This is a genomic window from Frankia alni ACN14a (assembly GCF_000058485.1).
GTDB classification, from domain to species: domain Bacteria; phylum Actinomycetota; class Actinomycetes; order Frankiales; family Frankiaceae; genus Frankia; species Frankia alni.
The window spans coordinates 4,279,437-4,303,986 of the sequence record NC_008278.1 but is presented as its reverse complement, the minus strand read 5'-3'; the positions used below and the strand labels follow the sequence as shown (position 1 = coordinate 4,303,986).

The window sequence follows — 24,550 nt, the reverse complement described above, 5'->3', positions numbered from 1 at the left end:
CTTCCTATGGTCGGCCATTTTCCCGGCGTGGCGGGCTTGACCTTCACGCACGCGGAAGCCCCTACCGTCGGCGACATGAGCGCCTCCACCCCCGCCACCTCGTCCGCCACCGAGCCGCCGCAGGTCACCCCACCCGCCCCGTCGTCGCCCATCTCGTCGGCACCTGCCTCGTCGTCGCCTGCCTCGTCGTCGCCTACCTCGTCGTCGCCCGTCGAGTCGCTGTCCGCACCGGCTGCCGGTCGGCTGGTACGTCTCGCCGCGTATCCGGTCGGGCTGCCGGCACCGGAGGACTTCCGCGTGGAACTGGCCGCAGTGCCGGCCCCGCGGCCAGGGCAGGTCGTCGTCCGCACCACCCTGTTTGCTCTCGACGCCGCCGCCCGCCTGTTCCTCGGCGACGTCGGCCTGCCGCTGCCCCGGCTCACCCTCGGCGACGTCGTGCCGGGGGCCGCCCTCGGTGAGGTCGTCGCCAGCACCGACCCCGGCTTCGCCGTGGGCGACGAGGTCTGTCACCAGCTCGGATGGCGCGAGTTCGCCGTCGCCGACGCGGCGGCGCTACGGCGGGTCGACCCTGCCGTCCTCCCCACCCCGACCGCGTATCTGGCCCCGCTGCTGACCGCCTGGGCCGGTCTGGTCGCCGCGGCCGAGCTGCGATCCGGCGACACCGTGTTCGTGTCCGGCGCGGCCGGAGCGGTCGGCGGCCTCGCCGGTCAGATCGCACGGCTGCGCGGTGCCGGCCGGGTGATCGGCAGCGCGGGGTCACCGGCCAAGGTCGCGCACGTGACTGGGACTCTCGGCTTCGACGCGGCCTTCGACCACCGGGACGGCCCCGTGCTCGATCGGCTGCGCGAATGCGCCCCGGAGGGCATCGACGTCTACTTCGACAACACCGGCGGCGCACAGCTCGCCGCCGCGGTCCGCCTGCTGCGCCCGCACGGCCGGGTGGTGCTGTGCGGGCTGCTCGATCGCCAGACCGGCCCGCGGCCCGGCCGGGCCGCGGGCGAGGAGACGACCCCGGACCTGGGCTACGCCATCGCCAACCGGCTCACCCTGCGGGGTCTGCGCACCGCCGACTTCGCGGACCGCCGCGCCGAGGCCGAACAGGAGATCGGCCACTGGCTGGCGACGGGCCGGCTGCAACTCGACGAGACCATCGTGGACGGGATCGAGAACGCGCCACGCGCTTTCACCGACCTGCTGCGTGGGGCGTTCACCGGCCGGGTCGTCATCCGGGTTGACGGACCAGGCATGTAGGACCTGTCGGCGTGTCCGTGCGCGGTCGCGTGGCATGGTGAGCGAACCGGCGGGTGGACCGTGAGGTGGTGTGCGGTCCCACCGGTCGACCGGGGACAGGGAACCGGCCGGCGGTCAGCCGTGGGCCGACCACCCCTTGTCAGGTGGCGCTGGTGAGGAGGTCGGGTGGGTGGGTGTAGGGGTTGCGGCGGGGTGTCTGGTGGGGGTCGATGCGCCAGGGTGGGGTGTAGGCGGGGTGTCCGTCGTCGGTGAAGATGATGGTCCAGCCGTCGTGGTGGACTTGGCGGTGGTGGTGGCCGCAGAGCAGGACGAGGTTGTGCAGGGCGGTGACACCGCCGTGTGTCCAGTGGATGACGTGGTGTGCTTCGCACCAGGTGGGTGGCCGGTCACAGCCGGGGAAGCTGCAGCCCCGGTCGCGGGCCACGAGTGCGCGACGCAGCTGTGGCGGCACGACGCGGGTGGATCGTCCGACGTCGAGGGGGACACCGTCGGGATCCAGGATGATCCGGCTGATCTCCGCGTCGCAGCTGAGCCGGGCGAGGGTGCTGTGGGGCAGCGGAAGTCCCCAGCTGGTCAGGGCGGGGCTGGCACCGCTGGCGAGCAGGGTGTTCCAGTCGATGGTGACGGTCAGATGTGGGCGTACCCCGCCGTTTTCGGGGACGGTCGCGGCACCCAACGCGCGGGTGACCAGGTCGATGAGGGCGTCGGCGCGGCGGCGGGTGGGGCTGCGCCGGTCGGGAGTGCCGTCGGCGGCGGGTTGGGGGGCGGCGAGGCTGTCCAACGCGGTGCGCAGCAGGGCGGCGCCTTCGGTATCGAGTTCCCCGCTGATCAGGGTGGTGCCGGTCGGGGTGTCGGTCAGGGTCAACCGGCGGATGTCCGCCGGGTCCGGGCTCGGCTTTTTCCTGCCGTCGTTGCCGGCATCATCACCGCCGCTGCCGGTCTTGCGGGTGCTGGGGTTGGTGTGTTCGCCGGTGTGGCTGTCGGTGTGGGGGTCGTCGCCGCCGGGGGAGGTGTCGGTGGTGGTGAGTGTTTCGCGGAGGCGGGCGGCGAGTTTGACGAGGTGGTGGGGGTCGAACTGGTCGGCGAAGCGTAGGAGGGCCTGTTCGGCGGCGGTCTGCTGGTCGGGGGTGGTGGCGGTGGGCAGGGTGCGTAGCGCGTCGCTGATGACCATCGCCTGTTCGACGGTGATCGTTCCGTCGGCCAACGCGGTGCCGGTGGCGGTGTGGACGGTGGTGGTGTCGTGGGCGAGGGTGACCTGGCGGCGGGCGTCGCGGGTGGTCAGGCGTAGCCGGTCGCGCAGCCAGCCGGTGAGGTCGGTGGCGCCGTGGCGCACGGCGAATCCGCGGTCCTGGGCCTCGACGAACAGCAGCCCTCGGACGGCGGCGACGCGGCTGGTCAGCCGGCAGACCCCCTCGAGCAGCCCGTCCAGCTCCGTGTCGGACAGCTGCCAGGCCTGCGCGGTGAGGAGCCCGTCGAGCTGGCGGGAGATTGTGGCGAGGCGGGTCGGCGGGTCAGGGCCGTCCCCGAAGTCGTTGAGATCCATGGGGTAACGGTAGAACAACATCCACCCAATGTCGAACACCTGTTCGTACGCTGTGGGCGGAGACGACACGGGAACCAACTCGCACCTGACCAACAGGCGAGCGGCGCGTACGGGCAGTGGGCGCGGATGGGTGGGCCGCGGCGCGGATGGAGAAGCGGCGGCGCGGGTGGGGAAGCGGCGGGCGGAGTGGCCGGGGAGGTGGGCGGCCGTCCACCTCCCCGGGACAGACAGTGCGGCTAGGGGATCCGTACCGTCGGTGCGTCCAGGTCGACGCACGCCTGGTCGGATGGTTGCAGCCGCTCTGCCGGCAGGGCGCCCGTCGCCGGTCGACCGCTCCTGGCCGGGTGACCGCTCCCAACCGGATCGCTGCTTTCCGTTTCCTGGCTGCTTCCTACCGACACGGCACCTCCGTCGGTGATGTCACCTCCGTCGGTGATGGCACCGCCGGTGGCGGTGGGGCCGGCGGCGGCCTCGACGGCGAGCAGCGTCTCGATGTGGACGTACCTCGCGCCGCGCAGCAGGGAGGCGACCGCGGCGATCAGCGACATGGCGATGGCGAGCGAGAACACGATGATCAGGCCGTGGTGGAACGGCGAGGCGATCAGGTGCGGGAAGAACTCCTTGCCCGTCAGCGCCTGCGCGTTCGCCGCGGGGAGCTGGTGCAGAGTGTCGTCGCCGAGCAGGTTCTGCATCGGGTTGTAGCCGAGGAAGGCGGCGAACAGGCTGCCGACCGGAGGCAGGTTCGCCACCCGGTCGGTGACGTCGGCGGGCACGCCCTGCGCGGCCAGCCCGCTGTGCAGCGAGTGCGGCAACGTCGAGGACAGCCCGGCGATCATCAGGGAGAAGAACAGGCCGATCGACAGGACCTGCCCGGAGTTCATGAACGTCGCGCGCATCCCGGACGCGCCGCCGCGGGCGGCCGCCGGCACGGCATTCATCACCGCGGTCGTGTTCGGCGCGGAGAACAGGCCCGAGCCGATCCCGTTGAGGACCAGCAGCACCGCGAACGCCGGGTAGCTGAAGTTCGTCGGCAGCAGCAGCAGACCGACGAAGGTCGCGGCGACCAGCGTCAGGCCGCCGGTGGCGAAGGCGCGGGCGCCGAACCGGTCGGACAGGAAGCCCGACACCGGGCCCGCCACCAGGAACCCGACCGTCAGCGGCAGCAGGTAGACGCCCGCCCACAGCGGGGTGTCGACGTAGTCGTAGCCGTGCAGCGGCAGCCAGATTCCCTGCAGCCAGATGATCAGCATGAACTGCATCCCGCCGCGGGCGATCGAGGACAGCAGGACCGCCGCGTTGCCGGCGGTGAACGCCCGGATCCGGAACAGCGCCAGGTTGAACATCGGCTGCGCGGTGCGTCGTTCGATGAGGACGAACGCGACCAGGACGGCGGCGCCGCCGATCAGCGCGGCGAGCACCTTGGGGTTCAGCCAGCCCATGTCGTGCCCGCCGTAGGGCTGGATGCCGTACGTGACGCCGGCGAGCAGCGCCGTCAGCCCGACCGCGAAAGTGATGTTGCCCCACCAGTCGATCCGCGCGGGCGCGCGCCGGCCGGTGTCGCGCAGGCTGCGGTAGGACCAGATCGTGCCGGCGACGCCGATCGGCACGCTCACCCAGAACACCGCGCGCCAGTTCCACTCCGACAGCAGGCCGCCGGCGACCAGCCCGACGAAGGAGCCGGCGAGCGCGGCGACCTGGTTGATGCCCAGCGCCATGCCGCGCTGGCGGGTGGGGAAGGCGTCGGTGAGGATGGCCGTGGAGTTGGCCATGAGCATCGCGCCGCCCACGCCCTGCACGACCCGCCAGCCGATCAGCCACAGCGCCCCGGACGAGCCCTGCCAGGGGGTCAGCGCCAGCCCGACCGAGGCGACGCTGAACACCGCGAAGCCGGCGTTGTAGATCCGGACCCGGCCGAACATGTCACCGAGCCGGCCCAGCGTCACCACCAGCACGGCGGAGACGAGCATGTAGCCCATCAGCATCCACAGCAGGTAGCTGACGTTGCCCGGCTGCAGGGGATCGAGGTGGATCCCGCGGAAGATCGCGGGCAGGGAGATGATGACGATCGAGCTGTTGACCGTCGCCATCAGTACCCCGATGGTCGTGTTCGACAGGGCGATCCAGCGGTATCCCGCGTGGTCGTCCTGGTCTGGCCGGCGCGCTGCGTCGACCGGAGTCCCCGCTGTCGTGGACATCCGGCGCTGCTCCCTCCATCACCGATGCGGCCGGGCCGCCGCTGCGGGGCGGTGCCGGGCCTCCTGAGTGGCATGGGCGCGAGGCGGGCCGGGCCAGGCCGGGGCCGGCTCGCAGCTCGTCGCTGCGGTGCGGGGCCCGGGATCCGGCCGCGTGGTCCGATGCCGACAGTGTCGGTCGGTTGGCGACGGTGTCGGTTGGTTGCCGACGGTGTCGGTTGGTTGCCGACTGTGTCGGTTGGATGCCTCGTACCGGTCCGGGTGCCTGCCGGTCAGGCCGGCCGCATGCGCCCGCGTCCACGTCGGATAGTTGCTTGACTCATACTAACAACCACGCCTGTCGATCGGCATTCCCGTCTCGGCGGCCGGTGCACGACCCGAAACGGCGCACGTCGACGCCGGAGCGTCCTACATTGCTCGCTGGACGGATCGCACCCATCCGGACGGGTCGTCCACCATCCGACCCCCCGACCCCCGATCACCCGAACGCGATCATCGTCCGTCTGCACTGCACAGCCATCTGAGGGCCGGCGCGAGGAGAGCGAGGCGACGTGGCGACCGATGTCGAGAGCACGTTGGCGGCCGACGACTACGACGAGTTCGGACTGCTGCACGAGAACGCCGAGGAACTGGGCCTGCCGTTCGCGGGCCGGCCCGACGTCAGCCGCGGTTACGTCGACCTGGCGGCCGACCGGCGGCTGAGCTACATCCGTTGGGGTACCGCCGATCCCGAGGTGGTGTTCCTGCACGGCGGCGCGCAGAACGCCCACACCTGGGACTACGTGGCGCTCGCGCTGGGCCGGCCGGCGGTGGCCTTCGACCTGCCCGGCCACGGCCGGTCGTCCTGGCGCGCCGACCGTGACTACGGTCCGTGGCGCAACGTCGAGGCGCTGGCGACGGCCCTGCCGGCCGTGGCGCCGAACGCGGCGGTCGTGGTGGGCATGTCGCTCGGCGGCCTGACCGTCACCCATCTCGCCGCGACGCGCCCCGACCTCTGCCGGCGTGCCGTGATCGTCGACGTCACCCCGCAGGTCAACGACCCGAGCCGGACGATGACGACGGCCGAACGCGGCTCGGTGGCGCTCGTCTCCGGACCGCCGACCTACGCCTCGTTCGAGGAGATGGCCGACGCCGCGGTGGCACTGAGCCCGCTGCGGGCCGCCGCCGGGGTGCGCCGTGGGGTGCGCCACAACGCCCGCCGGCTGCCGGACGGCCGCTGGTCGTGGCGGTACGACCTGTTCGGCCCGCCCCCGCCGGGAACCCCGGACTGGCTCGACTTCACCTCGCTGTGGGACGAGGTCGACACGATCACCGTGCCGACGCTGCTCGTGCGCGGCGGCGAGTCGAGGTACGTCCTCGACGCCGACGTCGCCGAGTTCCGCCGCCGCCTTCCGGCCCTGCGCTACGCCCTCGTCGACGGCGCCGGCCACGCCGTGCAGAGCGACCGTCCGCTGGAGCTCGTCACTCTGATCCGCGACTTCGCCTTCCCGGCCTGACCGGCTCCCTCTCCTGACCGGCTCCCTCTCCTGACCGGCTCCGCCTCGTGACCGGCTCCGCCTCCTGGCGGGGAGCGCACCCGCACCCACGACCGGGCTGCGGGTGTCCGGCGTGCCCGTGGTCGATGTCACCCAGCGCAGCGGGATTGTGCAAGGTAGATTTGCCTTCGGCTTTACTGTGTAAAGGGTGACGGGTTATGCCGCGGGCGCGGTCCATACGGGCGGTGCGCCGCTGCGGCGTGCCGCCCGACCGGGCTCGGAGGTCCAGATGCCGTCTCCCGTACGACCACTGCCGGCGCTCGCCGAGCTGACCCCGCCGCCGGGCAGTCCACACCGCGGCGCCCCGCCGCGCGTGCCCGGATCGGTGCGCCGCACCAGCCATCTCAACGTGACCTGGCCTGACGGCTTCGGCTCCCCGATGCACCTGCACGCCGGCGCCCGCGACCTCGTGACCGGGCGCGACAGGCAGGCGACGGTGGTCGACTCCGCGCAGCTGCGCGTCACTGTCGACGGCACCCGGACGTTGCGTTCCGTCACCAGTGTGCCCCCGCGTCGGGCCCTGGGTGGCCTGGTCGGGCAGAGCGGCGGCCGCGGCTACCGCGCCCGGCTGCGGGAACTGGTCCCCGAGGACGTCGCGACCGGATCGCCGCTGCACTTCCTGCTCGACGACATGCCCGGCGCGACCCTGGTGGGGCCGATCGCCTGGCGGCTGTGGCCCCGCGAGCAGGGGAAACTGGCGGAGTTCGCCGCGTCGACGCAGGCCAGTCGGGTCGAGGCGATGCGGGAGGTCTGCTCGGGATGGCGGGCCGACGGCAGCCCGCTGGAACGGATGTCCCAGGGCGCCGGGTTGGAGCAGAACCTCGTGCCCGCCCATCCGTTGGAGCAGCCCGACGACCCGCTGGCCTGGCACCGGATGCCGGCGCCGCCCGGCGATTCGGCGATGTTCCGCCGTCGGCGCCGGGTGGATGTGGTGGCGCCCGAGCTCGGGACGCCCCACGGCCTGCTGACCGTCGACTCGATGTTCCGGGACAGCATGTGGAGCCCGCAGGGGGTGGAGACGGTCGTGCACGAGTACGGCGTGCACGCCACCGTCGACCCGGCCACCATGCGGCTCGTCGGGCTGCGTGCGGACCCGCGGGTGCTGCCCTTCGAGACGTGCCCGTCGGCCGCCGACAACGTCGATCTGCTGCTCGGCGAGCCGATGCGGACCCTGCGGGCCCGGGTCATCCGACTCGTCGTCGGCACCGACGGCTGCACCCACCTCAACGACGCGCTGCGGGCGCTCGCCGAGGTCCCCGTCCTCGTCGATCAGCTTGTCACCACCGGCCGGATCGACTGAGCGGCCGGATCGACTGAGCGGCCGGACCGACTGAGCGGCGGGATCGACGGGCCGAGCGGACCGGGCGAGCGAGCGGATCGGGCGAGCGACCGGATCGGCGGGCCGACCGGGGTCGGAGGATCGCCCGGCCCGCCGGCCCGCCGGCCCGCCGGCCCGCCGGTCGCCGGCGCGCCGGTCGTCGGTCCGCCGGTCCGCCGGGTCGACCGGGTCGCCGGTTTTATACTGACCGCTGGGCGTTCCCCGGGGTGGCGGGGAGGGTGGCGGCGCCCGACGACGTCGACGTGTTTCGGGTGGTGAGGTGGCGGCAGGTGCCCGTCCGGCTGCGGCGCGCGGCGCGCAGGCGTCCGGCGCGCCGGCCGGTGCGGTGCGGGCCCTGGGGGTCGACGACATCGTCGCCGCCGCCCTGCGCGTGGGGACTCACCGGGGGTTCGAGGCGTTGACCATGCGCGCGCTCGCCGAGGAGCTCGGGGTGTCCGCCATGGCGGCCTACCACCACGTTCCCAGTAAGGACGCGCTGGTCGACCTGGTCATCGACGCCGTCCTCGCCGACGTCGAGATTCCCCCGCCCGACCTCGGTGACTGGGACGTGCGCCTGTGCGAGCTGCGCCGGCGCTCCGCCGCGGCTCTGGAGGCCTGGCCCGGCGTCGACGTGCTGGTCTACGCTCGCCCGCCCACCACCCAGGGTTGGCGGATCATGGACGGCTACCTACAGATCCTGCTGGACGCCGGCCTGACGCCGAAGAACGCGCTGCTCGGCTTCAACGTCCTGCACGACTACGGCATGGCCCGGTCGATCCAGCGCCGGCTGCACGAGGGTGCGGGCGCCGGCGTCCCGGGTGACCGGTCCGCGCAGTGGCCGGCGCTGAGCCGGGTGGAGGCGATGTGGTCGCAGGTCCACGGAAGCGACCTCACCGCCTTCGCCGACACCCTCGTCGTCGACGGCCTGCGCGCCCTGCTGGCCAGGCAACGCGCCGGCACCGACACCCCCTGACGGGGCCGCGACTCCTGCCTGTCCGGAGGGATAAATCGGGCGCGGAACCCTCCGGACAGGCGGTGAGTCAGTCCAGGCGTGACGCAGGGCGGCGGCGGACCGGGGAGGTCCGCCGCCGCCGTAGCCGGCCGCGTCAGCCGTTCGTGCTGGTGGCGGTCAGGTCGTAGACCGTCTGAGCGCCCACCGTGGTGGCGGTGAAGTGCGCCGCGACCCAGGTGGCGATCGCGGTGCCGGTGCCCGAGGTGCGGTCGCCGCCGATCGGGCCGCCCATGCCCCCGCCGCCGGCCAGGAAGTAGTGGATCTTCCCGTCGGCGACCCACTGCTGGAACTGGGCCAGGGTGGGCGCCGGGTCGCTGCCGTCCCAGCCGCCGATCGCGATGACGGACTGCCCGCTGGCGAGTTCGAGCTGCGCCGCGCTGGTCGCGCCGCCCGTCGTGGCCGCGGCCCACGTGGTCGTCGACCGCGCCAGCAGCGCCGTCAACGCCGCGTTCGTGGACTGCTCCCCGCCACCTCCGCCCGCCGCCACGCCCTCGGGCGCCGAGGTGCTGCCGCCTGCCGTGCCGCTCGTGGTGGAGGCGGCGGCCGAGGATCCCGCAGTGCCCGTGCCCGTGCCTGTGGGCCGGGTGCCGGTGGGCGGATTGCCGGTGGGCGGGCTGCCGGCGCCGAAGCGTCCGCCGCCTCCGCCGGGACCGCCGCCCGTCGCGGCGCTGGACGGTCCCGAGGTGGGGATCGAGCCGGTGTGCGGATGCGCGGCGGTGCTCGCGGCGTAGGCCGCGCTGCCGGCGCCGACGGTGAGCACCGCCGCGGTGGCGAGCACCGCGCTCACCCGGGTGAACCGGGCCGCACCCGCGACCAGTGCGGCGGCCAGGGCCAACGCGGCGACGAGCACGATCCAGCGCAGCGCCGGCAACCAGGTCGGCACGCGGTCGAGCAGCACGAAGCTCCAGATGCCGGTCAGCGCGATCACGACGGCGAGTGCCGACCGCGCCGGGAACCGGTCGCGGTCGCGCCACAGCGCGATCCCGCCGGCGGCGACGAGCGCGGCGATCGCCGGCGCCAGGGCGACGGTGTAGTAGGGATGGATGATCCCGTTCATGAAGCTGAACACCAGCCCGCTGACGACGAGCCAGCCGCCCCACAGCACCAGCGCGGCCCGCGCCGGGTCGGTGCGGGGTGCCCGCCTGGTCCGCCACAGCCCGACGACCAGCACGAGCAGCGCCGCGGGCAGCAGCCAGGAGATCTCCGAGCCCATGCTCGACCCGAACAGCCGGATGATCCCGGTGGCGCCGCCGAAGCCGTTGTTCGCCCCGCCGCCCATCCCGCCGCCACCGCCACCGCCACCGGCGCCGCCACCGGCGCCGCCACCGGAGGAGCCGAGGATGCGGCCGAGGCCGTTGTAGCCGAGGGCGAGCTGGAGCAGGCTGTTGTCGGTGGAACCGCCGATGTAGGGGCGGGACGACGCCGGCCACAGGTCGACCAGGGCGACGTACCAGCCGGCCGAGACGACGATCGCCCCGGCCGCGCCGGCCAGGTGCAGCACCCGGCGTCCCAGGCCCGTCGGCGCGGCGATCAGGTACGCCAGGCCGAGGGCGGGGACGACGAGGAACGCCTGCGCCAGCTTGGTGAGGAAGCCGAAGCCGATGCAGGTCCCGGCGAGCACCAGCCAGCGCGCGCTGGCCCGCTCGGTGGCCCGGACCGTGCAGTAGGCCGCGGCGACGAGGAGCAGCACCAGCAGGGCGTCCGGGTTGTTGAACCGGAACATCAGCGCGGCGACCGGCGTCAGCGCGAACGCGGTGCCCGCGAGCAGCCCGGCGGTGGCGCCGGCGCTGCGCCGGACCGTCGCGTACAGTAACCCGACGGCCGCGACCCCCTCGACCGCCTGCGGCGCGAGCACGGACCAGGACGAGAAGCCGAAGACCCGAGCGGACAGCCCCGAGATCCACAGCGAGGCCGGCGGCTTGTCGACGGTGATGGCGTTGCCGGCGTCCAGGGAGCCGAACAGCAGCGCCTTCCAGCTCTGGGAGCCCGCCTGGGTGGCCGCCGCGTAGAAGCTGTTGCCGTAGCCGGACGCGCCGAGGTTCCACAGGTAGAGCAGCGCCGTGCCGGCCAGCAGGACCAGCAGCGCCGGGCGGACCCAGACCGGATCACCGGCTGGCCCGCGGGCCAGCCGCCCGAGCCGCCCGTGCCCCCTGCCCGGCGGCGCAGGCGGCGGTTGGGCCCAGTGCCCGGCGCCGCCTGACCTCGGGGCGAGCCGGATCGTGTCGGACGCGTCGACGTCGGGTGCGGTGGTCGTCATCGAGAAGTCTCCAGGGTCTGTCTGTCGCGGTTCCGCCCCCGTGCCGACGGACTCCCTTGCCTATCCAGAGGGATAAAACGGACGCGAAGGCCTCTGGAAAGGCAAGGAAACCGCCCCGGGCGGTTCGGTGCGGATGCGCGGATGAGGGCGGGCTCAGTGCAGGGCGCCGGCGTCGGCCGAGGCGGGCTGCCGGTCGGCGTCCGATCGCGTGGACCGGGGGCGGGCGTCCGGGTAGGGCGCGTCAGGGTAGGGCGTCAGGGGGGCGGTCGGCGCGGAGTTCGGGGCGAGCGGGCGGCGTCCCAGCCAGGAGCGCAGATGGGCGACGGGCACCGTGCCGCTGGCGATCGCCCGGCGGAGCCGCACGATGCCCCGCAGGTCGGCCAGGGCGGTGGCGACGATGTCGACGCGGCTGTCCGGATCGTCCACCCAGTCGACCGGCACCTCGTGCACCCGCAGGCCGCAGCGTTCGGCCAGGACGAGCAGCTCGGTGTCGAAGAACCAGCCGGTGTCGGCGACGTGCGGCAGCAGGTGCGCGGCGACGTCGGACCGGATGGCCTTGAAGCCGCACTGCGCGTCGCGGAACCGCACCCGCAGCGTCCGGCGCAGCAGCAGGTTGTAACAACGGGAGATGATCTCCCGCTTCGGCCCGCGCACCACCCGTGCCCCGCGGCTGAGCCGGCTGCCGACGGCCACGTCCGAGTGCCCCGAGATCAGCGGTGCGACCAGAGGGAGCAGGGCGCCCAGGTCGGTGGACAGGTCGACGTCGGTGTAGGCGAGCACGTCGGCGTCCGAGCCCGACCACACCTCCCGCAGGGCGCGGCCCCGTCCCTTGAGGTCGAGGTGGATGACGGCGACGCCGGGCAGTTCGGCGGCCAGGGTCCGGGCGAGCTTCAGGGTCTCGTCGGGGCTGGCGTTGTCCGCGATCGTGATCCGAAACGGGTACGGGAACTGGCTGAGAAGAAAGGCGTGCAGCCGCCGAACCGACGGCCCGAGATCCCGCTCCTCGTTGTAGACCGGCACGACCAGGTCCAGGACGGGATGATCGGGCCGGGGTGGCCGCGGGTTCGGCTGCGTGACGCGCTGGTCGGCCCGCCCATCCCCGTCGACCTGCGCTGCGGCGGGCCGACCCGAGAACCGCGGAACATCGGACCGCGGAACGTGAGACCGCGGGAAGTCGGCCTGCGGGAAGTCGGATCGCGCGGCGACGGTACGGGGGGCGACGGTACGGGTGCGGCGGGCGTCGGTCGTCGGCGGGAGCGTCATGCCCTCACGGTCGGCCCCCCGCCTGCGCAGACCCTGTGCGACCTCTGTGTGATCCCTGTGAACCCCCCGCCCGCCAGCCTGCACCGCTGAAGCCGCGCGGATCAACGCCTGGCCGCCCGTCTCCTCCGCTCCGGCCAACGGCGCAGTCGACATCACCTTTCTCGACGAGGCTACCGAGAACACCGGTGCACCGGCAGTGTCGGTTCCGCGGGCAGTTGGTCATCCCGAAACAGGACGTCACCACCGCTGGTAGTCGCGCTACCTTCAACATCACTTGGATACGCGGATCCGGACAGTCCGGTTCGTAACCGGCCCGAAGGCGGCGACGATGGATGTCTCGTAACCCTGAGCGCATCTTCAATCACTCCTTGGATGTGCGATGGTTGGGGGCATGGAAGGTGAGGAGGTACGTCTATCCACATCCTTCAGCGATCAGGGAGAGTTCATGGTCGAGAGCGTCAGGCATGGTGCGTTGGACATTGCGGTCACGGACCGTTTCGTGCGGCTGTGGGACGATCGGGGGTCTGGTGCCACTCTTCACGGGGCGTTCTTCGATCCTCTGATCACCGACGCGATGTACGCCCAGGGCTGGCGTGCCCTTGGGAGCGTCGGGCACGGGGGCAACCACGATGACATCACCGGTACGCGGGCCACGATCCTGGTCCGCGGGGTGAACGCCGCCGACGCGATGGTCCGCCCGCCGACCGATTTCCAGCTCGTGTGGCGCGACGAGAAGTCCGGCGCGAAGCAGGACGGCTCGGTATGGCGTCCGGTCGCGCCCTCCGGCTATGTCGCCTTGGGACACGTGTTCTCCCGGAGCTGGAACAAGCCGCCAGCGCACTGGTATGCCTGTATCCGCCGCGACTTCGCCGGACGCCGTTACGTGCGTGACGGTGTCATCGGAGACCTGATCTGGAATGACCAGAAGTCCGGCGCGAAGACTGACGTGGGAGTCTGGCAGATCCGGTCGGCACCGTATCCTTCGGACAGCGAGGAGCGGCTCATCCTGGGCGCCGATCTGATCCTGTCGGTCAACCACTACTCCCGGCCCACCGACACTGTCTCGGTCTTGGATCTGCCTGCGGCGGTCGCCCGGCGTAATCCCCCACCCCGTCCCGTCCTGACGTCGCACCGGGAGCCCGACCCGATCGCGCAGGTGACCGACCGGGCAGTGATCGTGCCCTGCACTCTTGTCAAGGATCCCAACAAGACCATCGCCTGGCAGGTCGCGAACTCGCCCTTCTACACGCTGGAGCGGCGGGTCAACTACACATTGCAGATCTTTCGGAACAACGAGGCGGGAACGGTGCCCCAGCCGTCGAACCGGCGGGTCACCACCGGGGTCAGCAAGGAACGCAGCGAGGAGTACAGCCGGAAGACCAGCGTGACGGTGAGCGCGTCGGCCGGCATCAGCATCAAGGCGTTCAGCGCCTCGATCGACACCAGCGTGACCACCGAATTGGGCTACAGCAGCCGCTACGGCGTCACCCAGTTCACCGAGGACAGCAAGGACCACGGCCTCATCACCCCGCCGCGCTCCTCGGGAGCGCTGTGGTCAGCGACCCACGAGGTCATCGCCATTCGCAAGGACGGCGACGCCGTGGGCGGCCAGGGTGGCCTGCGCTTCGACGTCGACTCCTACGTGACGGGCGAATTCCCCGGCAGCGCCGGCGTCCGGGCGACGGTCGACGGCAAGGACATCGACCACGTCGCGGTGCCCGGACCAGCCGCGGAGGTGGAAGTGAACGTCCCCGACATCCCGCACGAGCTCGCCAACGCCTGACCCCGTCCCGGGAACCTGCCGGCCACGACACGGCGATGGTGAGATAAGCCGCTCGTCTCACCGCCGCTAGCGCTCGAAATGTTGCGGCGCCGCCCGTTCATCCCTCCGAGACGGGCGGCGCCGCTCCGGCAGACAAGCACCCGATGCCTACAAGCACACGGGCGAAGGTGGGACGCGGCCAGGAGCGGCCCGCCGTCATTCGGGCCATGTGATCGCCGGCAGGTCCGGTATTCGCCGACACGGCCAATCGGGGCATGTCCGCCGGCTCGGGCGACGAGGCACGAGAGCCGACAAGTGCACCCGGCCGGCGGACGTGAGGGCTTGTCCCAGGGATTGACGGGCGTCACGGTGTACTTGGCTTCCCTCGGCGAGGCACAAGAGTCCGCTAGTGCACGGCGCTGCTGCGGTCAGGCTCCTACCTGTCAGGATGGCCTGAGACAGGTGATGAGGGTTTCGGAATCGTCGAGACCCAGAACTCGGCGCCGGGCGCCGAAGACGTCGCGGTACTGCTTCTCGGCGGCGGTCCACCGTCGCTGGACGCCGGCTATCCACGCGACTTCCTGGCGGGAGGCCAGGGTGTCGAGATGATCGTTGCCGAGTAGTCGCCGTCGCGCCGTCAGGACGTCGAGATGTATCCGCTCTGCCCTGGCCGGGCGTCGCTGTGCCACGTGCCAGGCCAGTTCGTGGCGCACCCGCAGCAGCGCCTGTTCGCTGCCATGATCGGCGAGGACGTCCAGGCAGGCGCGGGCCAGCGCCTCGCCTGCGGCGAACGTCCCGCCCCTGCCGTGCGCCGACACCGTCCCCGCGATGCAGTACAGGAGACGGTCGACGTGGCGAGAGTCGACGGTGCGGACGGCGGCCTGATGGCACAGGGCAGCGAGGTGCGGCGTGAGCAGCCAGTACCGCGGCCAGTCGGTCGGGAGTTCGGGGTTCAGGGAGTCGACCACGCTGCCCAGGAGCGTGACGGCGGTGCGGCAGGTCGCGGCGCTGTCGGGGGCCCGGCGCCCGGAGTCGGCGATGACGTCCCGCACCAGGCGATGCAGCTGAATAGTGTCCCCGGTACGCCCTACCCAGGAGTACCTCCTCGCGGCGCCGATCACGTCGTCCAGATCCAGGTCGACGGCGCCGTCCGCGCACGCGTCCGCCAGCGGGCTCTCGAGCAGCTCGGGATGGTCGCTGAACAGGGTGAGCGGGATGGGCTCCGGGGCCAACAGTGCGCACAGCTGCAGCAGTTGCACCGTGGCCGGGGCCTCGGCCCGCAGCCGATCCAGGGCCACCGACCAGGCGGTCGCGACCGTGCCGGTGTAAGGCGGGTCGTCGCCCTTCGCCAGCAGCACTGTCCTGCGGGCGCGGAACTTGGCCAGATAGCCGGCCGCGTCCGTGCCCGTGGCGGCGATGTAGTCCGCCGCCTGCGCCAGTGCCAGCGGCAGGTCGCCCAGCTCGCCGGCAAGGGCGTCCACCGCCGCCGGGTCCTGGCCGGGAAGGCGCCGGCTCAGCAGCGCACTCGACTCGGCCCGCTCGAACACTCCGACGGCGACGGGGTCGGCGAGCGCCCCCCAGGCCGGGTTCCTCGAAGTGATCAGCACATGACCTGGCCCATCCGGCAGCCAGTCCCGCAGGGCGACGGGGTCCTCCGCGTTGTCGAACACCACCAACCAGCCAGTACGGCGGGCCAGCGCCGCGAGGACGGTCGCCGCGATCACCGAGGCCGGCCCGTCACCGGGCAGACCAAGCGGGCCCGCCAGTGCGGCGATCTTCTCGCCGATGAGCGGAATCTGTTCGGCGTCGATCCACCAGATCAGCGAGTAGTCGTCGGCATACCGGTGGGCATACTCGGCGGCCAACTGCGTCTTGCCTACCCCGGCCAGTCCGTGCAGCGCGGTCACGGCCACCGGCCGTCCCTGCTGAAGGCTGAGGTGGATCGCGGCCAACAGGCGCTCGCGGCCGGTGAAGTTCCGGTTTCTCCCAGGGGCCCTCCACATTCGTGGAAGCTGACCGGGGAATGTCGGCTCGGGCGTGGTTCCCACCGTCGCGCGGTGGCCGGGGAAGAGCGGTTCCGTCGCCGGCTTTCCACGCCCACCCCGAGCTGTGGCCAGCAGCCGGGCGGTCGCCGTCTCGGCGTCCAGGTCGAAGAGATCGTCGCCGACGAGCTGGCTCAGTGAACCGGGTCGTGGACAGTCCTCAATCCGGATGGGAATCAGGTTGCGGCCGGCACCTGACGGGTCGGCGGCCCAGGCCGCCTGCCACTCGGCCTCTCCATAGGCCGACTTCAGGTAGACGGCCGACACCACGGCGATCGTGCGGTCCGCCGTGGCGGCGGCCTGGCGCATCTCCCGGACGAAATGTGAACCGCGGTCGAAGTCCCAGGCCTGGATCTTCACCCGGTAGCCGGCGGCTTCGAGCTGCCAGGCGATCCACTCCGCCCACTTCGCATCCGCGTGGGTGTAGGACACGAAGAAGTCCGTGCCACCTTCGCGGGTACCTTCGGCGCCTGGTGAGTCCGCCCGCATCCCCACAACCAACAGAATCTCACGGCGGAGGATGCCCTACCGGGTTTTCCCGGTCTCGTGTCCGCTACAGGGTGTTTGCCAGGCGGTCGGCGAGGATGCGGGTGAAGCGGGACGGGTCGGGGAGTTCGCCGCCCTCGGCGAGCAGGGCCATGCCGTAGAGCAGCTCGGCGGTCTCGCCGAGGACGTCGGCGTCGGCGTCCTGCTGCTCGTGGGCCTTCCGCAACCCGGACACCAGGGGGTGGGTGGGGTTGAGCTCCAGGATGCGCTTGGGATGCGGGACGTTCTGCCCCATGGCGCGGTACATCTTCTCCAGGGTCGGGGTGATGTCGAACGTGTCGCCCACGAGGCAGGCCGGCGACGTCGTCAGACGGGAGGAGAGGCGGACCTCCTTCACCTGGTCCTGCAGCGTCCGCGCCAGCCAGGACAGCAGCTCGGCGTAATCCTTCTTCTGCTGTTCCCGCTCGGGTTCGGCGCTCTCCTTCTCGTCCGCCGTGTCGAGATCGACCTGGCCCTTGGCAATCGAGCGCAAGGGCTTTCCGTCGAACTGCGCCACCCGCTCGACCCACACCTCGTCGACCGGGTCCGTCAGGATCAGGACCTCGTAGCCGCGGGCCTGGAAGGCCTCCATGTGCGGCGACTTCTCGACCATCAACCGCGACTCGCCGGTCATGTAGTAGATGTCGTCCTGGCCGTCCTTCATCCGCTCGACGTACTCCCGCAGCGTGGTCGTCTGCTCCGGGTCACGCGTCGAGGCGACGGAGACGACCTCCAGGATCGCCTCCTGGTTGTCGCCGTCGTCGAGCAGCCCCTCCTTGACGACCGGCCCGAACTCCTTCCAGAAGGTCCGGTAGCGCTCGGCGTCGTCGGTCTGCAGACTCCGGACGGTCGAGAGGACCTTCTTGACCAGCCGGCGACGGACGAGCTGGATCTGACGGTCCTGCTGGAGGATCTCGCGCGAGATGTTCAGCGACAGGTCGTGCGCGTCGACGACGCCCTTGACGAAGCGCAGGTAGTTCGGCATCAGCGCCTGGCAGTCGTCCATGATGAACACGCGCTTGACGTAAAGCTGAACGCCGCGCCTGCCGTCCTGCGCGAACAGGTCGAGCGGGGCGTGGGCCGGGATGAACAGCAGCGCCTCGTACTCGAAGAGGCCCTCGCCCTTCATGTGGACGACCTCGAGCGGGTCGGTCCAGTCGTGGCTGAGGTGGCGGTAGAGCTCGTGGTACTCGGCCTGGTCGACCTCGTCACGCGGGCGCGCCCACAACGCCTTCATCGAGTTGAGCGTCTCGATCTGGGTCGTGGCCTCGTCGCCGGTATCCGCGCCGCCGGTGTCCGTGCTCTCGGTGGCCATCCGGATGGGCCACGCGATGAAATCGGAGTACTTCTTGACGATCTCGCGGATCTTCCGTTCGGCGGTGTAGTCGAACAGATGGTCCTCGGCGTCCTCCGGCTTGAGCTGCAGGGTGACCGCGGTGCCCTGCGGCGCGTCGTCGACGTCCTCAATGACGTAGGTGCCCTCGCCGCTGGACTCCCACCGGGTGCCGCCGCTTGCACCGGCCCGGCGGGTCAGCAGCGTGACCGTGTCCGCCACCATGAACGTGGAGTAGAAGCCGACACCGAACTGCCCGATGAGCTCCCGCGACGCGGCGGCGTCGGCCGACTCCTTCGCCTTCCTGAGTACCTCGGCCGTGCCCGACTTCGCGATGGTGCCGATGAGCTGGACGACCTCGTCGCGGGACATTCCGATGCCGTTGTCGCGCACGGTCAGAGTGCGCTTTTCCCGGTCGACCTCGATGGCGATGTGCAGGTCGGAGGTGTCGACCTGCAGGTCCTTGTCGACCAGTGACGCGAGACGGAGCTTGTCGAGCGCGTCGGAGGCGTTCGAGATCAGCTCACGCAGGAAGATGTCCTTGTCCGAGTAGATCGAATGGACCATCAACTGCAGAAGCTGACGGGCCTCGGCCTGAAATTCAAGCGTCTCGATCCGGGTGCTCACGCAGACCTCCATGCGGACACGGGCAGTTCGGGCAGGATCAACGCGGGGTCCCGCGCGGCCGGGGAGGCACTCCTGCGGCGCGCCAACCCGGAGGCGGCACAGCGCTACCGGCGCCCCCCATTCGTGGGGTCAGATATTAGCGCAGCCGACCCGGTTTACACCCGACGTCCCCGCCAGTGCGATCAGCGCAGTCGCCCATAGGTCCCGGCCGCGGTGAACGCGTCGTCGATCGGCGTGATGAGCGAGGCGAGGCGACGGGCGCCCGCCTCGCCGATCGGCGCCCACAGCGCGGCGCAGTGCTCGTCGGTCTCGATCTCGATCTGCTCGCGCGCCTCGGTGCCGGCATCGGTCACGGTGCCGTCCGCGTCGAACCAGCCGCGCGCGACGAGACGGGCTGTCGCCGCGGCCCACTCCTCGTCGTTCCACCGGCGGGTCGCCCGCGCGAGGACCGTCGGGAAGCGACCCGTCGCGGTCTGGATGACATTGCAGTCGCACGGCCCGAGGCGGTTGGCGGCGAGCACGACGAGATGGGCGTCGCCGCGCCACTCGCGCAGCACCGTGATCTGCTGCCACAACGCGACGAGCGGATCGGACGGGAGCGCGACCGACGCGTTCGCGGCGGCCAGCGTCCTGCCGGCATAGTCGGCACCGGCGACGACCGGGTCGATCAACGACCGTGCCTGCGCGATCTGCTCGGCCGTGAGACGCACGCCGACGCGGTGCAACGCACGCTCAACGGCCGTGAAGCGGGCGGCCTGCCACCGCTCGGGCGACGCGGCGTCCCACACGCCCGTCATTGCCCGCACCGACCGCGGGCTCCAGTTGTAGAAGGCCGCGAGCGTGACCTGCCATGGGACTGCACCCATCGCGGCCGAGCGGAACGCGAAGTACGCCGGCCCCGCCGGTCCGTGGTCGGTCACGCCGAGGGTGGCGGCCTCCTGCGCGGCCTCAGGGACCAGGTAGATGAACCGATGGGTCGCATTGACGGCGAGGCTGACCTCGCGGACGGCATTCATGTCCACAGGTCAGCCGTCCTTCCGCGTGTGTTCGGCGGGCGTGGCCGTGTCGGTGGTCGTGGTCGTGGCCCTGTCGGTGGTCGTGTCGGTGGTCGTGGTCGTTTCGGTGGACGTCGTCGCCTCGGTGAGCGCGGCGGCGGTGCCGGCGATATGGGTGACCAGCGCGTCGGCGGCCGCCTCACTCTGCCGGCTCAGCGCCAGCCGTTCGAGCCGGCGGTGCTCGGCCAGGTAGTTGCGAGCCGGGTTGCCGGCCGCAGACCAGCGGCGCGACAGCTCGCTGGCGGTCCACAGCCGCTCGAACGTGTCCAGCAGGACGTCGTTGCCGCACGCGTCGAGCAGCGCGCGATGGAACCCGTGATGCGCAGCGGCCCACGCATCCGAGAAATGGGCGTCGCCGTCGTGCTCGAACGGCGGCGTGCCGGCGAGCCGGTGGTGGGCGGCGCGCACCCGCGTCTCCCACTCCAGGTCGCCGCGACTGATCGACATGCGCAGCATCGTCGGCTCGACCGCCGCCCGCGCCTCGGCGATCACCTGCCATCGCACGTCACCCGCCTCGGGAACCACGAACCCGCGGTTCGGCAGCCGCTCGGCCAACCCCTCCCCGACGAGCCGCAGCAGGCACTCCCGCACCACCGCGAGGCTCACCCCCCGCTCGACGGCCAGCTCCTGCGGCCGCAACGCCTGGCCCGGCCGGAACTGGCCGTGCATGACCGCCGCTCGCAGCGACTCGTACGCCCGCACCGACGGCGCCACCCCGTCATCGCGCTCTGCCATGCACTCGACTCTAGCTCAAATAATCGATTCATGTTAGGTTAATCGATGACTGGGCGGGCGTGGGTGGCGCCTGCACCTGACGAACAGGAGACATCCGATGACGAGCAACGATCCGTTCGCGCGCCTGCCCGAGGTGCCGAGCTTCACCGTCACCAGCGCAAGCGTGCGGGACGGGCAGGCGCTACGGCCCGCGCAGCTTTCGGGCCTGTTCGGCGTCCCCGGAGGCCGAGACGCAAGCCCGCAGCTCTCGTGGTCCGGCGCCCCGGAACACACCAGGAGCTACGCCGTCACCGTGTATGACCCCGACGCCCCGACCATGTCCGGCTTCTGGCACTGGGCCGTCGCCAACATCCCCGCAACCGTGACCTCGCTGCCGGAAGGAGCCGGCGACGACACCGGCTCGGGACTACCCGATCCGGCCGTGCAGCTTCCCAACGACGCCCGCGCCGCCCGGTTCATCGGCGGCGCCCCGCCGGCCGGGCACGGCCCGCACCGCTACCTCATCACCGTCCACGCGCTCGACGTCGACGACATCGGCGTTCCCGCGGACAGCACGCCGGCATCCCTCGGCTTCACCATGGCCTCGCACATCCTCGCGCGAGCCACCCTCACCGGAACCGCCGAGACCCCCGGTGACCGATAGGCACCAGCAGACGTTCGGTAGGCGGTTTTGAAGATGCTCGCCTGCTGACCGCCGGAATCCTAGTGGGTGCGGTATGCCGTGACGATGTATGCCGTCTCGCTGAAGAGGAACTCGTCGGCGGCGTCGGCCGCCTGCAGCTCGTTCCACCAGCGGTCGACCTCGGCAGGTGTGACGTCGCCGAACGGTGGACATCGCCGAGGCCAGCTTGTCCGTGTCGAGATCGACCGCGATCAGCTTCGCCTCCGGAGCGCGTCTGCCGATCGCCGCAAGCGTCCGGCCCGACCCGGCGCCGGCATCGACGACAACTGATCCCGGACTGGGTGACGCCAACCGGGCGATCAGCTCATGGACCACGATCACCACCGTTCCCGACTGTGCTGGGCTTCCTGTCGAACGGGAATCCCGATCTTCGAAGGTGCAGTGCACGAGTCGTCATGGTGCCGCGCTACTCGGTTGGCGCACACCGTCGGTCGCTCGTCGACGGATGTGTCCCGCAGGCGTGGGCACTCGGGCGCGGCCGGGCGTTACTCGCAGGCGATGCCGTCGCCGTCCCGGTCGAGATCGGAGCTGTACCCGGCGTCGCCGCTGTGCAAGGGAGTGACACCGGCGGCGCGGGCGGCCGCGCAGTTGGCATAGCCGACCGGCTGGCCGCCAGTCGGCACTGGCACGGTCGTGTGGACGGGCGCGGTCGTGGGAGCGGGTGCCGCGGAGGTGGGTGCGGGTGGCGGCGGCGAGGTGGACTCGGTGGCCGGGACGGGCCGGGTCGCGGGAGGGGTGGCGTTCTGAGTTGTGCTGGGCGCCGCGGACTGGGCGGCGGCGGGTGCGGCGGCCTGGGCCGCGGGGGTCGTCGCAGGCAGCCGCTGCGCCGTCGACGTCGAGGACGTGGTCTCGCAGGCGATGCCGTCGTCGTCCGCGTCCAGGCCGGAGCGGTAACCCGGATCGCCGCGGTACAGGGGGGCGACACCCGCGTCGCGGGCCGCGGTGCAGTTCGCGTAGTACGTCGCTCCCGACCCGGCGGCGGGTCCCGATGTGGTCGACGATGTGGTCGAGGACGTGGTCTCGCAGGCGATGCCGTCGTCGTCCGCGTCGAGTCCGGCGCGGTAGCCGGGGTCGCCGCGGTACAGGGGGGCGATGCCGGCGGCGCGCGCCGCCGTGCAGTTCGCGTAGTAGGTCGACCCGGACGCCTGTGTCGGGCCGCCCGCCGCCGCGGGAGCCAGCGCGTTCCCGCGCGAAGTCCCGGCGCCTGTGGGCCCGGCGCCTGTGGTCTCGCTGCCTGCCGGGCCGCCGCCTGCCGGATCGGTATCCCCGGAGCCCGTGACTGTGGTTCCGGTAGCCGTGGCGCTGGTAGCCGCGATTGTGCTGGTCGAGATTGTGCTGGCCGTGGTCCCAGCCGCGGTACCGCTGCCTGTCGTTCTGCCGTCCGCGGTGCCGGTGCCGGTGCCGGGCGACGGTGCCGGGGCGGCCGAGTACGGCAGCCCGGGCCATCCGTCGTCGGACGACGGGGTACCCGAGGTCGTCCCGGACGGCGACCCCGCGTCCGACCGCGCCCCCGACGGTGACGGGGTGAACCCGGGCGTCGCCGCCGCTGTGGGCGTCGCCGCCGAGTCCGCGGCTCGGGTGGAGGCGTCGACCAGGTTTCGGGGCTTCGACGACGAGCCGCCGAAGATCCCGACCACGATGGCCACGGCGACGAAGGCGCCGAGCACACCGAGCCCGATCCGGGCCCCCCGTCCTGCCAGGAATGCGACGTGCTGCCGACGACCCGCCATCCGTGCTCCCCCCGAAGACACCGGTTCGTGACCTTAGCGGATGGTCACGAACCAGTGCCTCGGCGGGTCAGCCGGTCGATGGATCGACGCGCGTCAGGGGGTCGTCGGGTGGAGGATGCCGGACACCTCGGCGTCGGTCAGGTCGTAGGAGTAGAAGGTCTGGTAGAACTCCTTGATCTCCTGCTCGATGCTGACGTCGGCGAACTGCGCGGGGTGCAGGGTCTTGGCGACGAAGATCGGTTGCAGGGCCTCCTCGGCGCTGCGTGCGGCCCAGACGAACACGCCCCGCGGGTTGACGATCAGGTGCTTGTCGCGCACCGCGGCGACCGACGACCAGCGCGGATCCTGCTCGATCTTCGTGCAGGACGAGGCGTCACGGCAGAAGACGTACTCCGGGTCCCACTGGACGATCGATTCGACCGAGACGTCCTTCATGGTGCCCGTGACGCCGTTGACGGTGGCGACGTTCGTCCCTCCGGCGAGCGTCGACCAGTTGTCGATGATCGAGCCGCCGCCCTCGGTGTTCAGCGGGTTGTTGGCGGTGTAGTAGAGCTTCGGCCGGTCGGTCGCCGGCAGGCCAGCGAGGCCCTTGTTGATCTGGGCGACGTTGCCGTCGACGTACTCGACGTACTGCTGGGCCTTCTTGGGAGCGTCGCCGCCGAGCACGTCGGCGAGGAACGTCACGCCGTCGTTGAGCTTGGAGTAGTTCGGGAACGAGGCGATCTGGACCACGGGCACACCGAGATCGGTGATCTTCTTCACGAGCGCCGCGTTGCCGGAGGTCAGCACCACCAGGTCCGGCTTCTGGGCGAGCAGGGTCTCGGTGTTGACGGTGGTGGTGTCGGCGCCGAACACCGCCTTCTTCTGGGCGAGCGGCGGGTAGATCTTCTTGAACAGCGGCAGCGTCGTGAGGTTGCTCAGCGGCACGCCGGCAACCCGTTCGATCCCGCCGAGCATGAAGATGATCTGGGTGACCGCCGGGTAGTTGGTGACGATCCGCTCCGGGTGCGTCGGCACGGTGACGCGCCGGCCGCCCATGTCGACGACCTCGTGGGTCGTCGGCGTGGCCGGCGTCGCCGCCGCCGCGGGCTTGCCGGAGCCGCCGTCGGAGTCGCTGCCGCAGGCGGTGAGCGTGACCAGCGCGATCAGGGCCGCGACCAGGGCCGCGAGCAGGGCGGCGAACGGGTGTCTGGGTGACGGGTGTGTTGCTGACATGTGTTCGGTGGTCCCCATAACAGTTGTCCGACAGGGAGGGCGCGGATGGGCGCGGGCGCCCGGTGTTTCGGGTCGTGCGGGGATTCGCGACCGCGGTCTGCGTGGCGGCGGAGTGCGGCTGTCCCAGGACCGCATTCCGCGCGCGCCGCCTCCGGAGCTCGGCCGTCGGGCTCACCCGGGGCGGCGACGGCGCAGCGGGCTGGTCCTGGCCTGGGACCGCCTGAACGCCGTCGGCCCGGGCACGGCGCGTGACCGCGCGCCGACCCGAGCTGCCCGGAAGGGGCGAGCGAAACCTCATGCACGGGAAGTGACCGACTTCCCTGCGTGAACAGGACGTGCTCCGTTGCACCGAGCTCCGCGGATGCGGACTCAGGCGTGAAGATATGCCGCTACTTCGGAATCTGTCCTTAGTTTGGCCAAGATATACGGCACACCAACGGGCCCCGACGCGGGCCGGGGGCAGCAAGCCCCAT

General features: G+C 71.6%; 16 protein-coding genes. 6 read left to right on the top strand and 10 right to left on the bottom strand.

Translation table 11 applies throughout. The annotated features are described in order from the left end of the window. Positions 1-75: 75 nt before the first annotated feature. Positions 76-1,251, top strand: a complete 1,176-nt coding sequence (locus FRAAL_RS17515) for an MDR family NADP-dependent oxidoreductase (RefSeq protein ID WP_083867014.1) — start codon at positions 76-78, stop codon at positions 1,249-1,251. A gap of 139 nt (positions 1,252-1,390) precedes the next feature. Here FRAAL_RS17515 and FRAAL_RS17510 read toward each other — a convergent pair whose 3' ends face one another. Next, a complete protein-coding gene (locus FRAAL_RS17510; RefSeq protein ID WP_041939432.1) occupies positions 1,391-2,794 on the bottom strand; it encodes an HNH endonuclease signature motif containing protein in 1,404 nt (467 codons plus the stop codon). 236 nt (positions 2,795-3,030) lie between these two features. Beyond that, positions 3,031-4,989 (bottom strand): MFS transporter, encoded by a 1,959-nt coding sequence (locus FRAAL_RS17505; protein ID WP_011605126.1) that lies wholly within the window; start codon positions 4,987-4,989, stop codon positions 3,031-3,033. A gap of 548 nt (positions 4,990-5,537) precedes the next feature. Here FRAAL_RS17505 and FRAAL_RS17500 point away from each other — a divergent pair. The 3 genes from FRAAL_RS17500 (at position 5,538) to FRAAL_RS17490 (ending at position 8,812) form a co-directional block, all read left to right on the top strand. Then, entirely contained in the window at positions 5,538-6,482 is a 945-nt protein-coding gene (locus FRAAL_RS17500) for an alpha/beta fold hydrolase (RefSeq protein WP_011605125.1), read from the top strand. Positions 6,483-6,750: 268 nt separating this feature from the next. After that, positions 6,751-7,821, top strand: a complete 1,071-nt coding sequence (locus FRAAL_RS17495; protein WP_063822643.1) for a DUF2889 domain-containing protein — start codon at positions 6,751-6,753, stop codon at positions 7,819-7,821. 298 nt (positions 7,822-8,119) lie between these two features. Next, positions 8,120-8,812: a TetR/AcrR family transcriptional regulator gene (locus tag FRAAL_RS17490; RefSeq protein ID WP_157892129.1), complete on the top strand. Its 693-nt coding sequence runs from the start codon at positions 8,120-8,122 to the stop codon at positions 8,810-8,812. 133 nt (positions 8,813-8,945) lie between these two features. Here the strand turns inward: FRAAL_RS17490 and FRAAL_RS17485 are convergent, their stop codons facing one another. Together FRAAL_RS17485 and FRAAL_RS17480 are read right to left on the bottom strand one after the other, a co-directional pair. Next, a complete protein-coding gene (locus FRAAL_RS17485) occupies positions 8,946-11,108 on the bottom strand; it encodes an ArnT family glycosyltransferase (RefSeq protein ID WP_011605121.1) in 2,163 nt (720 codons plus the stop codon). Between the two features lie 153 nt (positions 11,109-11,261). Beyond that, entirely contained in the window at positions 11,262-12,371 is a 1,110-nt protein-coding gene (locus FRAAL_RS17480; RefSeq protein ID WP_011605120.1) for a dolichyl-phosphate beta-glucosyltransferase, read from the bottom strand. Positions 12,372-12,750: 379 nt separating this feature from the next. Between FRAAL_RS17480 and FRAAL_RS17475 the strand changes: the two genes are divergently transcribed. After that, complete coding sequence (locus FRAAL_RS17475) at positions 12,751-14,154, top strand: Vps62-related protein (protein WP_011605119.1); 1,404 nt, start codon at positions 12,751-12,753, stop codon at positions 14,152-14,154. Positions 14,155-14,576: 422 nt separating this feature from the next. Here the strand turns inward: FRAAL_RS17475 and fxsT are convergent, their stop codons facing one another. The 4 genes from fxsT to FRAAL_RS17455 all read right to left on the bottom strand — a co-directional run bounded on the left by fxsT (position 14,577) and on the right by FRAAL_RS17455 (position 20,450). Next, entirely contained in the window at positions 14,577-16,607 is a 2,031-nt protein-coding gene (gene fxsT / locus FRAAL_RS17470; protein WP_050997157.1) for an FxSxx-COOH system tetratricopeptide repeat protein, read from the bottom strand. Between the two features lie 121 nt (positions 16,608-16,728). Further along, the gene (gene htpG, locus FRAAL_RS17465; protein ID WP_083867013.1) at positions 16,729-18,660 is read right to left on the bottom strand and encodes a molecular chaperone HtpG; all 1,932 of its coding nucleotides are present in this window, start codon (positions 18,658-18,660) and stop codon (positions 16,729-16,731) included. A gap of 182 nt (positions 18,661-18,842) precedes the next feature. After that, on the bottom strand, positions 18,843-19,676 hold the full coding sequence (locus FRAAL_RS17460; RefSeq protein ID WP_050997399.1) for an SCO6745 family protein: 834 nt from the start codon (positions 19,674-19,676) through the stop codon (positions 18,843-18,845). A 9-nt stretch (positions 19,677-19,685) separates the two neighbouring features. Then, a complete protein-coding gene (locus FRAAL_RS17455; protein WP_011605115.1) occupies positions 19,686-20,450 on the bottom strand; it encodes a GntR family transcriptional regulator in 765 nt (254 codons plus the stop codon). A 97-nt stretch (positions 20,451-20,547) separates the two neighbouring features. On the opposite strand from FRAAL_RS17455, the gene FRAAL_RS17450 reads away from it, so the two are divergent. Next, positions 20,548-21,093 carry a YbhB/YbcL family Raf kinase inhibitor-like protein gene (locus FRAAL_RS17450; protein ID WP_011605114.1) on the top strand — a complete coding sequence of 182 codons (546 nt, stop codon included), beginning with the start codon at positions 20,548-20,550 and terminating at the stop codon, positions 21,091-21,093. A 524-nt stretch (positions 21,094-21,617) separates the two neighbouring features. Here the strand turns inward: FRAAL_RS17450 and FRAAL_RS31775 are convergent. Continuing rightward, complete coding sequence (locus FRAAL_RS31775) at positions 21,618-22,862, bottom strand: excalibur calcium-binding domain-containing protein (RefSeq protein ID WP_197537203.1); 1,245 nt, start codon at positions 22,860-22,862, stop codon at positions 21,618-21,620. 93 nt (positions 22,863-22,955) lie between these two features. Continuing rightward, positions 22,956-24,077 (bottom strand): ABC transporter substrate-binding protein, encoded by a 1,122-nt coding sequence (locus FRAAL_RS17435; protein WP_011605112.1) that lies wholly within the window; start codon positions 24,075-24,077, stop codon positions 22,956-22,958. Between the last annotated feature and the right edge of the window lie 473 nt (positions 24,078-24,550).

Excerpts from the sequence above, each read along its gene's own strand:
- FRAAL_RS17515 (WP_083867014.1), top strand. The coding sequence starts at position 76 with ATGAGCGCCTCCACCCCCGCCACCTCGTCCGCCACCGAGCCGCCGCAG.
- FRAAL_RS17510 (WP_041939432.1), bottom strand. The coding sequence starts at position 2,794 with ATGGATCTCAACGACTTCGGGGACGGCCCTGACCCGCCGACCCGCCTC.
- FRAAL_RS17505 (WP_011605126.1), bottom strand. The coding sequence starts at position 4,989 with ATGTCCACGACAGCGGGGACTCCGGTCGACGCAGCGCGCCGGCCAGAC.
- FRAAL_RS17495 (WP_063822643.1), top strand. The coding sequence starts at position 6,751 with ATGCCGTCTCCCGTACGACCACTGCCGGCGCTCGCCGAGCTGACCCCG.
- FRAAL_RS17485 (WP_011605121.1), bottom strand. The coding sequence starts at position 11,108 with ATGACGACCACCGCACCCGACGTCGACGCGTCCGACACGATCCGGCTC.
- FRAAL_RS17480 (WP_011605120.1), bottom strand. The coding sequence starts at position 12,371 with ATGACGCTCCCGCCGACGACCGACGCCCGCCGCACCCGTACCGTCGCC.
- FRAAL_RS17475 (WP_011605119.1), top strand. The coding sequence starts at position 12,751 with ATGGTTGGGGGCATGGAAGGTGAGGAGGTACGTCTATCCACATCCTTC.
- FRAAL_RS17460 (WP_050997399.1), bottom strand. The coding sequence starts at position 19,676 with ATGAATGCCGTCCGCGAGGTCAGCCTCGCCGTCAATGCGACCCATCGG.
- FRAAL_RS17455 (WP_011605115.1), bottom strand. The coding sequence starts at position 20,450 with ATGGCAGAGCGCGATGACGGGGTGGCGCCGTCGGTGCGGGCGTACGAG.
- FRAAL_RS17450 (WP_011605114.1), top strand. The coding sequence starts at position 20,548 with ATGACGAGCAACGATCCGTTCGCGCGCCTGCCCGAGGTGCCGAGCTTC.
- FRAAL_RS31775 (WP_197537203.1), bottom strand. The coding sequence starts at position 22,862 with ATGGCGGGTCGTCGGCAGCACGTCGCATTCCTGGCAGGACGGGGGGCC.
- FRAAL_RS17435 (WP_011605112.1), bottom strand. The coding sequence starts at position 24,077 with ATGTCAGCAACACACCCGTCACCCAGACACCCGTTCGCCGCCCTGCTC.